This window comes from Kitasatospora sp. NPDC088861, from assembly GCF_044750105.1.
Classification (GTDB): Bacteria; Actinomycetota; Actinomycetes; order Streptomycetales; family Streptomycetaceae; genus Kitasatospora.
On sequence record NZ_JBIVJF010000002.1, the window covers coordinates 209,689 to 222,864 of the forward strand.

The following is a 13,176-nucleotide window of genomic DNA, read 5'->3' on the forward strand; positions in this document are numbered from 1 at the left end:
GGAGGGTTTATGCTTGACGAGATTTGAAAGGCACCTCGTTCGGTGAGGCGTCTTCACGGACACAGGCCACTGACCCGACGACGTCGAGAGACGCCCAGGTTCAGGACAGGTCTTCCCGAGTTAAGGGTTGACCCCAAGTGGCTTCCGGCCGATCGGGCTGGACACGCCGTGGAGTGCCAAAGCTCTGACGAGTTGGGGTGTGCCGGTCCCGTGGGGCCGGTCCGCTCCTTGCCGTGTCGCGATGCGGTGCACAGACGGTGCGCCCCCGACCGGGAGGAGGCGAGAGACATGGACTGCGATAGTCCGGGCCATAGTCGCCCCTGCCCCCGCATGCTCTCGATCACCTCTGGCACGCGGTAACAACCTTCCCTGCGCGCGTTCACCTGACGCTGCGTCATGCGCTCAACCGCGCCCCGACGCACGACGTCTGACGCTCCGTCATGCCCTCACGGCCGCCGCCGCTCAGCGCCGCCGTGCGGTCCGACGCCGTGCGCTCTCGCAGGGAGGATCGCTGCTGCGTGCCCCCTGTCGCCCCCTCAAGGAAGGGGGCAGGGAGGCCCTGCCATGACCAACGTGATGCTGGACCCGAAGGCCCCCACCACCACCCGCACCGCCGTGCTCGACGACGCCCACGTCGGCGACATCAGGGGTGCGCTCGGTACCATCCGGCTCGACGACACCACGCCGCGCCACGGCCTGTCCGCGCGGCTCAAGACCCTGCTCGCCATCGTGGGCCCCGGCCTGATCGTGATGGTCGGCGACAACGACGCGGGCGCCTTCTCGACGTACGGGCAGGCGGGGCAGAACTACGGCACGCAGTTGCTGTGGACGCTGCTGATGCTGGTCCCGGTGCTGTACGTGAACCAGGAGATGGTGCTGCGCCTGGGCGCTGTCACCGGTGTCGGCCACGCCCGGCTGATCCTGGAGCGCTTCGGGAAGTTCTGGGGCGCGTTCAGCGTCATCGACCTGTTCCTGCTGAACGCGCTGACGCTGGTCACCGAGTTCATCGGTGTCACCCTGGCCGCCGGGTACCTCGGGCTGCCGAAGGTCGCCTCGGTGGTGCTGGCCGCCGTGATCATCATCGCCTCGGCGTTCACCGGCTCGTTCCGGCGTTTCGAGCGCGTCGCGGTCACGCTGTGCGTGGGTTCGCTGCTGCTGGTGCCGATCTACTTCATGGTCCACCCGAAGACCTCGCAGATGGCGCACGACTTCGTGGTGCCCAGCATGCCGGGCGGCTCGGGCCAGCTGGCGGCCGTGATGCTGGTGATCGTCTCCATCGTGGGCACCACCGTCGCCCCGTGGCAGCTGTTCTTCCAGCAGTCGTACGTCATCGACAAGCGGATCACGCCGCGGTTCATGAAGTACGAGAAGGTCGACCTGTGGATCGGGATCGTCATCGTCATCATCGGCGCCGCCGCGATGATGGGCTTCACCGCCGCGGCCTTCGCCGGCACCGACGGCTTCGGCCAGTTCTCCGACGCGGCCGCCGTCGCCAAGGGCCTTGAGGACAAGGCCGGGCACGTGGTGGGCGTGCTGTTCGCCATCGCGCTGCTGGACGCCTCGATCATCGGCGCCTTCGCGGTGTCGCTGTCGACCGCCTACGCGATCGGCGACGTGTTCGGCATCAGGCACTCGCTGCACCGGGGCGTCAAGGGCGCCAGGGGCTTCTACGCGATCTACGCGGGTCTGGTGGTCGCGGCGGCCGTGATCACGCTGCTGTCCACCGGCTACACCCAGGGCCTGATGACGCAGTTCGTCCAGGTGCTGGCGGGTGTGCTGCTGCCCTCGGCGACGGTGTTCCTGCTGCTGCTCTGCAACGACAAGGCCGTGCTGGGGCCGTGGGTCAACGGGCCCAAGACCAACGCCTTCACCTCCGCCGTGGTCGGGGTCCTGGTGATGCTGTCGCTGATCCTGACCGCCGCCGTGGTCTGGCCCGACATCAGCTCGCAGGCCATCCTGTGGATCATGGCCGGCTGCGGCGTGGCGGGCGTGCTGGTCGCCGGGTACTTCTTCACCTTCGGCCGCACCGTCACCAAGGAGGACCCGATCGACCGCACCGGCCGCGAGGAGTGGCGGATGCCCCCGCTGGAGACCCTCGGCAAGCCGGTCATGTCCACCGCCCGCAAGGTCGGCATGGGCGCCCTGCGCGCCTACCTCCTGGTCGCGATGGTGATGGTCATCATCAAGATCGTCCAGACCGCGCTCAACCACTGAGCCGCAGACCGCAGCCCGGACGGACGGGTGGTGGGCAGCGGCCCGCCACCCGTCCGTCCGTCTCCCAGGTCTCGCAGCCCTTCCCGCTCTCCCAGCTCTGCCAGCTCTCCCAGTGAAGGAGGTGCCGTCGTGCACACCCTGACCACCGCCGACTTCCTCGTCCGGCTCGCCACCGGGGTCGCCTGCGGCGCGCTCATCGGCGTCGAACGCCAGTGGCGGGCCAGGATGGCCGGCCTGCGCACCAATGCCCTGGTCGCCGCCGGCGCCACCCTGTTCGTGTTGTACAGCGAGGCCGTCGGCGACGCCGCCAGCCCCACCCGGGTCGCCTCCTACGTCGTCTCCGGCATCGGCTTCCTCGGCGGTGGCGTCATCCTGCGCGACGGCGCCGGCGTCCGCGGCCTCAACACCGCCGCCACGCTGTGGTGTTCGGCCGCCGTCGGGGTGCTCGCCGCCGCCGGGAAGCTCGAATTCGCCGTCCTCGGCACGCTCGGCGTCCTCGCCGTCCACCTGATCCTGCGCCCGGCCGGCCGGATGCTCGACCGCGCCCCGCAGTCCGGCAGCGACCCCGACTCCACCGTCCGCGCCACCGTCCACCTGGAATGCGAGCGCAAGGCCGAGACCCACATCCGGGCCCTGCTGCTCCAGGCCCTGTCCGCCTCCGGCCTCGCCCCTACCGGCCTGCGCGCCCGCCGTACCGACAGCGGCGACGCCACCAGCCTGCGCGCCACCGTGGCCATCACCGGGCAGGTCGCCCCGGCCCTCGAACAGGTCGTCAGCCGGCTCTCCCTCGAACCCGGCGTCCGCGACCTGCACTGGCACCTCGACGACGAACCCGACGACCCGAGCCGCCCCGCGCTCGCCTAGTAGGCGGCCCGGGGGAGGTAGAACGGAGGCACCGTCACGAGGCCGACCAGGAGGTCCCGATGTTCACCCCCGACCCCAGGCACGGGCCGCTGGTGCCGATGCTGCTGGTGCTCACCGTCGTCACCGGACTGGTGGACGCGGTCAGCTACCTCCGGCTCGGCCACGTCTTCGTCGCCAACATGACCGGCAACGTGGTCTTCCTCGGCTTCGCCCTGGCCGGTGCCGCCGGACTCTCCGCCACCGCCTCACTGAGCGCCCTCGCCGCGTTCGTACTCGGCGCCCTGGTCGGGGGCCACCTCGCCCGGCGGCTGCCCGACCACCGCGGGCGGCTGCTGACCACGGCGATGGTCGGCCAGGTGGTGCTCGTCGCCGCGAGCATCGCCCTGGCCGCCGTGGCCGGCTACACCTCCGACCCGGCCCGCTACGGCCTCATCGGGTTGCTGGCCTTCGCGATGGGCGGCCAGAACGCGGTGGTCCGCTCCCTCAAGGTCCCCGACCTGACCACCACGGTGCTCACCATGACCATCACGGCCCTCGCCGCCGACCGCACCGGCCCCCGCCGTCTGGCCTCCGCCGTCTGGATGTTCGTCGGCGCCCTCGTCGGCGCCCTCCTCATCCGCCAGGCCGACGTCCCCGTCGCCCTGACCCTCGCCCTGACCCTCCTCGTCGCCGTCGCGGCCCTCACCCACCGGGCCGCCGGATCCCACCCCGCCCCGGCCTGGACCCACCCGCTCTGACCCGGCGCCGCGCCCCTCCGCTCGCCGGCCCCCGCTCGTCCTCAGGGGTCAGTCGTCCTGGCGGTGGCCGGCGCGGCCGCTCCAGAGGGGTTCGAGGTGGGCCCAGCCCTGGGTCCAGGCTTCGTCGGCGCGGCGGTCGAGGACGTGCAGGCGAAGGCGCAGGGCGAGGGTGAGCAGGGCCAGGAGGGCGAGAAGGGCGCCGGCGCCGGTGCAGACGGCGGAGACGGCGACGGAGGCTCGGTTGGTCGGGGGCGAGGAGAGGGCGCCGGCGGGGTCGACCCAGACGGGGACGACGGTGCCGGTGACGGCCGTGCGGGGGGCCTGGACGGTGCCGGTGTGCGGCTGCCCGTCGGGGTAGGTCCAGGCGGCCTCGGCGTCGACGCGGGTGCTGTAGCCGGCGCCGAAGCGTCCGCCGGTGCCGGTGCCGGTGCCGGAGCCGTGGTCGGGGAGGGTGAGCACCACGGCGTCGACCTTGTGGAGGCGCAGGCGGTCGCTGTCGGCCTGGGGTGCGGTGGCGTGGTAGGCGAGCAGGGCGCTGCCGGTGGCGAAGGCGAGGGCGAGCAGGGCCCCGAGGGTGCTCAGCAGCCAGGCGCGGGCGCGGGCCCGGTCGACGGGCCGGACCAGCGGTTCGTGCCGGGCACCGAAGGCCCGCCGCAGCCGGCGGCCGGTTCGCGGCGGGCGCGACGAGGGCCGGGCGGGGCGGGGTGTGCTGGACACGTCGACGGCTCCTCAGGGGGGTTGGGGCGGCGCGGTGGTGGGGTCGTGGGGCTTCGTCACCCAATTTCCACCCGGTGGCCGCCCGCGCACAAGAGTCGTGCGGGCTCGTACCACCGGGACCTGCGGACCGCGCCGCCGCGCGCCGGTCGCGTTCCGGGTCACGCCCGGGCGTGCGGCCGCCCGGCGCCCCTTCGCGCACCCGGGACGTTCGACCCTCGGCAGCGGCCGGGCGGGCGGGCAGGCTGGGGTCCGGCCGCATCCTTCGTGCCAGGGGACGGCTTGGCCCGGTTGACCGTGGGGGTGCCGGGCCGTGGTGCGGTGCAGGGGGTGAGCGTGGGGCTGCCTCCTGCCCGCCCGCACCCGGGTGACGGTGTCTCCGCCCGGGTTCTGGCCGCGTTCTGACCGGGTTCCCGGCGAGGGACCCGAACGCGAGCGCTACGTGATCACCGACGCGGGACGACGGAGTTCGAGACCTGGCTCCGGGGTCCGGACGCGCCCGAACCCAGCCTGCGGAGCGTGCTGTTCACCAAGGTGGTGCTGGCCCTGACGCTGGGCCGCGACGCCGAGGAGTACTGGACACCCAGCGCGCCGCGCCCACCTGCGCCGGATGCGCGAACGCACCGAACTGCGCCGCACCGGCGCCCTGGTGGACGCCCTGCCCCGCCGACCACGGCCTGTTCCACCTGGACGCCGACCTGCGCTGGATCGACCTCACCGCCGCCCGCCTGGACGCGCCGGCCCGGCCCGGCTCGGCCTGGGCGGCATGGAGCGGCATGGAGCGGCGCCGCTCCGGCGAACTGTCGGGTGGTCAGGCGCGGCGCGTGGCGCCGGCCCGGGGTCTGGCGGCCCGGCCGCAGGTGCTGTTCGCCGACGAGCCGACCGGCGCGCTCGACTCGCTGAAGCGGATCACCGGTCCTGAGGACGCCCGCAACGGCTGACGGCCCGTCGCCGTTCGGCATGGGCCGCCCGGGCGGTGGGCTCTCGGCGTCCGAGTGCCGCCGGGTACCCCGGCGCCCTCAGCGGGTGACGGGGTACCCGGTCGTTCCGGCCCGGACCACCGACGGCCGTTGCGGCAGCCAGCTGCCGAGGACCAGCGAGGACGGGTAGAACATCGGCTCCGGCAGCGCGTCCAGCGCGACCCGCTCCCAGCCGCCGCAGGAGTGCGGCTCGGTGACGACCGCCTCGGCCAGGCTCGGCGGCGCCAGCACGGCGGCGGTCAGCCGGGGCCGGCCGAGCTCGTGGTCGAGCAGGAGCGCGAGCACCCGCATCTGCTCGGCGGGCAGCACGATGCCGGTCTCCTCGGCGAGTTCGCGGGCCGCGGTCTGCTCGAAGGACTCGCCGGGATCGACCTTTCCGCCGGGCAGGCTCCAGGTCGGCGGCTCGCCGGCGGTGGTGCGCCGGCCGATCAGCACCCGGCCGTCCCCGGTGGGCACGATGATTCCTGCGCCGAGCAGCGGTGCGGTGGTCAATTCGCCATCTCCTTCGCGGGGGTCCTCGCCAGGATCGGGGATTACCAGTTGGAGCGCTCGTAGTCCTTCAGGAAGCAGCCGTACAGGTCCTCGCCGAGCTCGCCGCGGACGATCGGGTCGTACACCCGGGCCGCGCCGTCGACCAGGTCGAGCGGGGCGTGGAAGCCCTCGTCGGCCAGCCGCATCTTGTCCGGGTGCGGCCGCTCGTCGGTGATCCAGCCGGTGTCGACGGCGGTCATCAGGATGCCGTCGGTCTCGAACATCTCGTGCGCGCTGGTGCGGGTGAGCATGTTGAGCGCGGCCTTGGCCATGTTGGTGTGCGGGTGGCCGGCGCCCTTGTAGCCGCGCTGGAACACGCCCTCCATCGCCGAGACGTTGACGACGTACTTGCGGCGGGAGGCGGAGGCGGCCATCGCCGGGCGCAGCTGGCTGATCAGGATGAACGGCGCGGTGGAGTTGCAGAGTTGGACCTCCAGCAGCTCGACCGGGCCGACCTCCTGGACGGTCTGCACCCAGCTGTTGGTGGGCGCGAGGTCGGGCACCAGCCCGCCGGCGTCGATCGCGGTGCCGGCCTCGATCCGGGCGGGCGTGGCGGAGCCGGTGACGAGCGCGAGCGACGTGACGTCCTCGGCGGCCATCCGCTGCGCGTCGCCGCTCGCCTGGTGGGGGAGGGCGGGAAGGTCGACGCTGCCGCTGCCGAAGCGGCCGATGGTGGTGGCCTGCGGCAGCTCGCCGGCCGGCAGCGGCGCGGACTCGGCGGCGATCAGCTCGCGGTAGGACTCCGGCGGGCGGCGCACGGTCTGCGCGGCGTTGTTGATCAGGATGTCCAGCGGGCCGTCGGCGGCGACCTCGTCGGCGAGCGCCATGACCTGGGCCGGGTCGCGCAGGTCGATGCCGACGACCTTGAGGCGGTGGATCCACTCGGCGCTGTCCGGCATCGCGGTGAAGCGGCGGATGGCGTCGTTGGGGAAGCGCGTGGTGATGGTGGTGTGGGCGCCGTCGCGCAGCAGCATCAGTGCGATGTACATGCCGATCTTGGCCCGGCCGCCGGTGAGCAGCGCGCGCTTGCCGGTGAGGTCGGCGCGGGCGTCCCGGTGGGCCCGGTTCTTGACGGCGCAGTCCTGGCAGAGGTTGTGGTAGAACGCGTCGACCTCGACGTACCGCTGCTTGCACGTGTAGCAGGAGCGGGGCCGCTCCAGGATGCCGGCGATCTCGGTGCTGGTGACGGTGGTCAGGCCGAAGGCGCCGGCGGTCTCGTCGTCGATCCGGGTGGGTGCGCCGGTGGCGGTGCGCGCGGTGACCTCGCGGTCGTTGGCGGTCTTGCGGGCCCGGGTCTCCTGGCGGCGGCGCTGCTTGAGCGTCCGGAATATGCCGCCGACGGCCTGGCGGACGGTGATCGCGTCCGGGTGGTCGACGTGCAGCCGGTCGAGCTCGGCGAGCACGTCCAGGCAGAGCCGCAGCCGCTCGGGGTCGAGGCCGGGACCGTAGTCGATCTCCTCCCCGGTGTCCGTGCCGCTCTGGTCCTGCTTGATGTCCACGCCCGCCGTCATTGCCTGTCGCCGCTTCCCGCTCGCCTCGCCGTTACCGCGTGAATGCTACGGGAGCGGCCCTGGCCGGGGCGAAAACCGTCGGCCTTGGATGATCGTCCAAGTCTACGCGCGGAGCATTGATCATGGTTTGTACACAGTGCCAGCAATGGGGCTCGAACTGGCTTTTGATCCCACCGTCCCGGAGAATCGAATGCTGGGTGCCGGGCGCCCGAGTGCGCCCGGCGGCAGTGCCGCAACCGCACCCGAGGTGTAATTTCTCCCAGCCAGAGAGCCCCCTTCATGCGCTTCCTGAACGACCTCAAGCCCTCGTACGACTTGACGTACGACGACGTCTTCATGGTCCCCAGCCGTTCCGCCGTGGGCTCCCGGCAGGCGGTCGACCTCTCCTCGAACGACGGCACCGGCACCACGATCCCGCTGGTCGTCGCCAACATGACCGCCATCGCGGGCCGCCGGATGGCCGAGACCGTCGCCCGCCGCGGCGGCCTGGTCGCCATCCCGCAGGACATCCCCACCGAGGTCATCGCCGAGGTCGTCTCCTGGGTCAAGCAGCGCCACCTGGTGCACGACACCCCGATCACCCTCGCCCCGGGCGCCACCGTCGCCGAGGCGCTGTCGCTGCTGCCCAAGCGCGCGCACGGCGCCCTCGTGGTCGTCGAGGACGGCAAGCCGGTCGGCGTCGTCACCGACTCCGACTGCCAGGGCGTGGACCGCTTCACCAGCCTCGCCGACGTGATGTCCCGCGACCTGCTGCTCCTGGACGAGGACATCGACTCGCGCACCGCCTTCGACAAGCTCACCGAGGCGCACCGCAAGCTCGCCCCGGTCGTCGACGCCGAGGGCCGGCTCGTCGGCATCCTCACCCGCAAGGGCGCGCTGCGCGCCACCCTGTACACCCCGGCCGTGGACGCCGCCGGCAAGCTGCGGATCGCCGCCACCGTCGGCATCAACGGCGATGTGGCCGGCAAGGCCAAGGCCCTGATCGACGCCGGCGCCGACGTGCTGGTCGTGGACACCGCGCACGGCCACCAGGAATCGATGATCAGCGCGCTGCGCGCGGTGCGCGGCCTCGACCCGCGGATCCCGATCGTGGCCGGCAACGTGGTCTCCGCCGCCGGTGTCCGCGACCTGGTCGAGGCGGGCGCCGACATCCTCAAGGTCGGCGTCGGCCCCGGCGCCATGTGCACCACCCGGATGATGACCGGCGTCGGCCGCCCGCAGTTCTCCGCCGTGCTGGAGTGCGCCGCCGAGGCGCGCCGGCTCGGCAAGCACGTGTGGGCCGACGGCGGCGTCCGCCACCCGCGCGACGTCGCGATGGCACTGGCCGCCGGCGCCTCCAACGTGATGATCGGCTCCTGGTTCGCCGGCACCTACGAGTCCCCGGGCGACCTGCAGACCGCCGCTGACGGCCGCCAGTACAAGGAGAGCTTCGGCATGGCCTCGGCCCGTGCGGTCAGCAACCGCACCGCCCAGGACTCCTCGTACGACCGGGCCCGCAAGGCGCTGTTCGAGGAGGGCATCTCGCACTCCCGGATGTTCGTCGACCCGGCCCGCCCGGGCGTCGAGGACCTGATCGACTCGATCGTGGCCGGTGTGCGCAGCTCCTGCACCTACGCGGGCGCCAATACCCTGGAGGAGTTCCAGGAGAAGGCGATCGTCGGCATCCAGAGCGCGGCCGGCTACGCCGAGGGCAAGCCGCTGCACTCCAGCTGGGCCTGATCTGGCCGGGCCTGAGCGCCCGCTCCTTCACCGGCCGGCCGGTTCCTCGCCTCGGGGAGCCGGCCGGCCGCCGTTCGGGGGGCGTCCAGTGCCTTGTGGGGTGCGTCCGGCGCCGTGCCCGGTGCATGCGGTGCCGTGCCCGGTGCGTCCGGCGTGCCCGCCGTCGTGCCCGGGGCGTCCGCCGTGCGTGGTGAGCCGCCGGCCGCGTCCGGTGCGGGGTGCGGGCCGAGCGGGAGCAGTAGGGCGTGGCCGAGCAGGCCGGCCGAGCAGTCCAGGGCGGCGGCGAAGGCCCGCGCGGCGGTCGGCACCGCGCGCAGCTCCCAGAGCGCCTGGACGGCGGACCACGCCCCCTCGCGGGCGGCCTCCACCGACCAGACGCCAAGCAGGTGGGTGAGCGGCTCGGCGCGCTCCAGCAGGTCCGGGCCGGGCATCAGCTGCTCCCGGACGGCCGTCTCCACCTCCGCCAACAGGCCGTTGATCCGGTGGTAGTCCGCCGCGAGCCCGGCCGGCTCGCAGCCCCGACGCAGGCAGGTGTCCACGACGGCGAGCGGCAGGTCGTGCTGGATGTGGGCGTTCATCCCGGCCAACGCGAACTGCAGCGGGTGCACCCCCGGGTGGGCGCGCAGCGCGAACAGCGGACGCCAGCAGGCGGGCGGCTCCTGCCCGGCCGCGTCGGCGGCCACGGCCAGCAGGTAGCGCCCGGCGAACACCGTGTCCAGCTCGGCCATCGCCGCCGGATCGGCGAAGTACGAGCCGCCGAGCCGGCCGCGGACGGCCTCCGTGACGGTGAGGTAGAGCCGGTTGAAGACCGCCACCCCGTCCGCCGGGGGCAGGACCGCCCCGATCTCCCGCAGCCGACCGACCACCTCCTCGACCGTGACTGGCGCCGTGACCCGAGTCGTGACGGGTGTCGCGACAGGCGCCGTGACCGTGTTCGCGGCCAGCACCGCGACCGGCGTGCCGTCCGCCGCCATCGTCGTACCGGGCATGCGCCACCCTCCGATGTCGATCGTGCACTGATCGCATCATCGTGGCAGCGCGGACGGCAGCCCGGTGCGTGCGGCGCGCGGCGCGCGGCTGAGACCAGGTGATTCAGCCCAGCTCGTACTCCAGGACGTAGGTGTGGGTGCCGGCCTCGTCGACGGTCAGGCGGAACTCGCCGGTGAGCCCGGCCAGCTCGCCCGACCCGGTGCCCGGCACCACGCGTATGGTCGTCCCGCCGGTGTCCCACGCCGCGTGCTGGAGCACGAACGAGCCCTTACGCCCGTCCAGTTCGCCCGTCACGTGCTCCACCGCGACGTACGACGCCGGGCCGCCCGAGGGGCCCGCGACGGAGAGCATCCGCACCTCGCTGGTGCCGCTCAGCCCACCCGTGAAGTTCTTGGAGATCCGGACCCGCCCGAAGGCCGCACCCTCGCGCTCCTCCGTCTCCACCGGTTCGAAGCCGGTCAGCTCGAACGACCCGCTGGCCTTGTCCCCCATGGGGCTCTCCCTCCGACGATCGCTACCCGGCCGGCTCCTCACCGACCGTGTGCGAAGCCTTGCACACGGCTCTGACAATCGGCCGGGCCGTCACTGCTCCCGCCGGCCCGCCCGTCCCGCCTGCCCCCTGCCTGCCCGTCCGCCGTCCGCCCTCCGCCCGTCAGTGCTCCCAGCGGAGCGCCAGCAGCGCGGCGTCGTCCGTCAGCCCGGCGTCGCCGACCCAGCCGTCGACGTCCGCGAGCAGGTCCTCCAGCAGGTCCGCCGGGCTCCCCGCGGGCAGCCCCGGCAGCCGCTCCTCCAGCGGGTAGAACCGCCCCTCGGCGTTGCGGGCCTCGGTGATGCCGTCGGTGTACAGGAGCAGCAGGTCCCCCGGTAGCGGCTCGAAGTGGACCGTCGGATACCCGTCACCGGTCAGCCCCCGCAGCCCGAGCGGCGGCGCGGCGTACGGCGGCGTCAGCGCGCGCACCCGGCCCGCGCGGCGCAGCAGCGGGGGCGGGTGCCCGCAGTTGACCACGCCGGCCGGCCCCCGCTCCGCGGGCACGGTCAGCAGCAGCGCGGTGGCGAAGCGCCCCTCGTCCGGTCGGGCGGCGAGCGCCGCGTCCAGCCGCTCGGCCAGCCGCGCGAGATCTGGCTCCGTCCGGGCCGCCTCGCGGAACACCCCCAGCACGTCCGCCGCCGTCTCCACCGCCGGCAGCCCGTGCCCCTGCACGTCCCCGAGCAGGATCCGGGTGCCGTAGCGGGTGTCGACCACCGCGTACAGGTCCCCGCCGATGCGTGCCTCGGCCGCCGCCGCGACGTAGCGCACCGCAGTGCGCAGCCGCCCGATCCGCTCCGGCGGCGGGCGCAGCAGGGCCCGCTGTGCCGCCTCGGCGACCGTCCGGACGTGGAACAGCTCCCGCTCCCGGGCCGACACCAGGACGACGTTGGCGGCGCTGGCCAGGGTCGCCGCGAGCACCGTGATCAGCGCGGTGATGTGCACCTCGGCCGGCAGTTCGGTGTTGGTGGTCTCCAGCAGCCCGACCGCCACGACGGCGATGCCCCCGGCGGCCAGCGGCACCCGGGCGCTGCGGGTGGTCGCCCCGGCCAGGACCGGCGCGACGGCCAGTACGGGGGAGAGGGTCGTCCCCGGCCCCGTCACCAGGTCGGCCACCACGGCGGCGACCAGCAGCCCGAAGGCGCCGACCAGCAGCATCCGGGTGCGCCGCGGCAGGTGCAGCGGTGGCACACCGTCCGGGCCGTCTGCGCTCACACGTCCTCCCGGCTGCTCCCGGCGGATTGGCGACCTACCGTCCACTGTGCTCCGCACTCCCCGTGAGCGGCACCTCGGGGGACCGGGGCGGCTCGGGGACCTCGGCCGAGGCCGCCCCGAGCGGGCGGACTACGCTGGCCGGGAGATGAGACGCAAGAGCCGCCGCCCGGCCTCCCCCCTCCCGCAGCGCCACGGTGTGGACCCGGTGCACCTGCGGTTGCCGCCCGAGGGCCCCTGGCCGTCCGTCCGTGCCTACCTGGTCGAGCGGCTGCCGGCCGTGGCCGCCGCGCGGATCGACGCGGCGCTGAGCGGCCGCGAGATCGTCGGCGAGCACGGCCCGGTCGCCCCGGACGAGCCGTTCCGGCCCGGCGCGCACCTGTGGTTCTACCGGGACCTCCCCGAGGAGGTCCGCGTCCCGTTCGAACTGGAGGTGCTGCACCGCGACGAGCACCTGGTCGTCGTCGACAAGCCGCACTTCCTGGCGACCACCCCGCGCGGCCGGCACGTCGTCGAGACGGCGCTGTCCCGGTTGCGGCACAGTCTCGACCTGCCCGCCCTCAGCCCCGCGCACCGGCTCGACCGGCTCACCGCGGGCCTGGCCATGTTCGTGGTGCGGCCCGAGGAGCGCGGTGCCTACCAGACCCTGTTCAGCGACCGGCTGGTGCGCAAGGAGTACCAGGCGATCGCCCGGTACGACCCGGCGCTGGACCTGCCGCGCACCGTGCGCAGCCACATCCTCAAGGAGCGCGGGGTGATCGCGGCCCGGGAGCTCGACGCGCCGCCGAACAGCGAGAGCCGGATCGACCTCCTGGAACGCCGCGACGGCCTGGCCCGCTACCGGCTGCGGCCGCTGAGCGGGCGCACCCACCAGCTGCGGCTGCACATGTGCGGCCTCGGCGTGCCGATCCTCGGTGACCCGGTGTATCCGGTGGTGCTGCCCGAACCGGCCCCGGACGACTTCCGTCGCCCGCTCCAACTCCTCGCCTCGGTGGTCGAGTTCACCGACCCGCTGACCGGCCGGGAGCGCCGCTTCGACACCCGCCGCACCCTCGCCGCCTGGACGGACCCGCAAGCCTGGGCCGGCGGCCCAGGTCCGGCGACCCAGGCACCCTAGGCCCAACGGACGACCGGGTCCCGGTTCCGGCGGCCGATCCGCCGCCGCCCCCTGCGGGGCG

Annotated in this window: 11 protein-coding genes, 2 pseudogenes and 1 riboswitch; of the genes and pseudogenes, 7 read left to right on the forward strand and 6 right to left on the reverse strand. The window is 73.7% G+C overall.

All coding sequences use genetic code 11. The features are described from left to right. Window positions 1-27: 27 nt before the first annotated feature. Window positions 28-204: riboswitch (M-box (ykoK) riboswitch) on the forward strand. Between the two features lie 360 nt (window positions 205-564). The 3 genes from ACIP37_RS04765 (at window position 565) to ACIP37_RS04775 (ending at window position 3,815) form a co-directional block, all read left to right on the forward strand. Next, window positions 565-2,214 carry an NRAMP family divalent metal transporter gene (locus ACIP37_RS04765; RefSeq protein ID WP_400843299.1) on the forward strand — a complete coding sequence of 550 codons (1,650 nt, stop codon included), beginning with the start codon at window positions 565-567 and terminating at the stop codon, window positions 2,212-2,214. A 129-nt stretch (window positions 2,215-2,343) separates the two neighbouring features. Then, complete coding sequence (locus tag ACIP37_RS04770; RefSeq protein WP_063346501.1) at window positions 2,344-3,078, forward strand: MgtC/SapB family protein; 735 nt, start codon at window positions 2,344-2,346, stop codon at window positions 3,076-3,078. 59 nt (window positions 3,079-3,137) lie between these two features. Further along, window positions 3,138-3,815 (forward strand): YoaK family protein, encoded by a 678-nt coding sequence (locus tag ACIP37_RS04775; RefSeq protein WP_363628205.1) that lies wholly within the window; start codon window positions 3,138-3,140, stop codon window positions 3,813-3,815. A 48-nt stretch (window positions 3,816-3,863) separates the two neighbouring features. Here ACIP37_RS04775 and ACIP37_RS04780 read toward each other — a convergent pair whose 3' ends face one another. Next, complete coding sequence (locus ACIP37_RS04780; protein WP_400843302.1) at window positions 3,864-4,532, reverse strand: hypothetical protein; 669 nt, start codon at window positions 4,530-4,532, stop codon at window positions 3,864-3,866. 409 nt (window positions 4,533-4,941) lie between these two features. Here ACIP37_RS04780 and ACIP37_RS04785 point away from each other — a divergent pair. Then, window positions 4,942-5,272 (forward strand): annotated as a pseudogene (locus tag ACIP37_RS04785) (PadR family transcriptional regulator); the annotation flags it as partial. After that, window positions 5,258-5,452: pseudogene (locus ACIP37_RS04790) on the forward strand (ATP-binding cassette domain-containing protein); the annotation flags it as partial. The pseudogenes ACIP37_RS04785 and ACIP37_RS04790, both read left to right, overlap by 15 nt. Window positions 5,453-5,548: 96 nt before the next feature. Here the strand turns inward: ACIP37_RS04790 and ACIP37_RS04795 are convergent. After that, window positions 5,549-6,001, reverse strand: a complete 453-nt coding sequence (locus ACIP37_RS04795; protein WP_363623588.1) for an NUDIX domain-containing protein — start codon at window positions 5,999-6,001, stop codon at window positions 5,549-5,551. 41 nt (window positions 6,002-6,042) lie between these two features. After that, on the reverse strand, window positions 6,043-7,551 hold the full coding sequence (locus tag ACIP37_RS04800) for an SDR family NAD(P)-dependent oxidoreductase (RefSeq protein WP_400328870.1): 1,509 nt from the start codon (window positions 7,549-7,551) through the stop codon (window positions 6,043-6,045). A 279-nt stretch (window positions 7,552-7,830) separates the two neighbouring features. Here ACIP37_RS04800 and ACIP37_RS04805 point away from each other — a divergent pair, with 279 nt between their 5' ends. Beyond that, window positions 7,831-9,270 carry a GuaB1 family IMP dehydrogenase-related protein gene (locus ACIP37_RS04805; protein ID WP_363628208.1) on the forward strand — a complete coding sequence of 480 codons (1,440 nt, stop codon included), beginning with the start codon at window positions 7,831-7,833 and terminating at the stop codon, window positions 9,268-9,270. On the opposite strand, the gene ACIP37_RS04810 is transcribed toward ACIP37_RS04805, so the two are convergent. The 3 genes from ACIP37_RS04810 to ACIP37_RS04820 all read right to left on the reverse strand — a co-directional run bounded on the left by ACIP37_RS04810 (window position 9,231) and on the right by ACIP37_RS04820 (window position 12,001). Further along, on the reverse strand, window positions 9,231-10,259 hold the full coding sequence (locus ACIP37_RS04810) for a DUF5995 family protein (RefSeq protein WP_400803254.1): 1,029 nt from the start codon (window positions 10,257-10,259) through the stop codon (window positions 9,231-9,233). The genes ACIP37_RS04805 and ACIP37_RS04810 overlap by 40 nt on opposite strands. Window positions 10,260-10,362: 103 nt before the next feature. Beyond that, the gene (locus tag ACIP37_RS04815; protein WP_363581644.1) at window positions 10,363-10,752 is read right to left on the reverse strand and encodes a DUF3224 domain-containing protein; all 390 of its coding nucleotides are present in this window, start codon (window positions 10,750-10,752) and stop codon (window positions 10,363-10,365) included. Window positions 10,753-10,912: 160 nt separating this feature from the next. Beyond that, complete coding sequence (locus ACIP37_RS04820) at window positions 10,913-12,001, reverse strand: PP2C family protein-serine/threonine phosphatase (protein WP_400803251.1); 1,089 nt, start codon at window positions 11,999-12,001, stop codon at window positions 10,913-10,915. A 145-nt stretch (window positions 12,002-12,146) separates the two neighbouring features. Between ACIP37_RS04820 and ACIP37_RS04825 the strand changes: the two genes are divergently transcribed. Then, the gene (locus ACIP37_RS04825) at window positions 12,147-13,115 is read left to right on the forward strand and encodes a pseudouridine synthase (RefSeq protein WP_400803248.1); all 969 of its coding nucleotides are present in this window, start codon (window positions 12,147-12,149) and stop codon (window positions 13,113-13,115) included. Window positions 13,116-13,176: the final 61 nt, after the last annotated feature.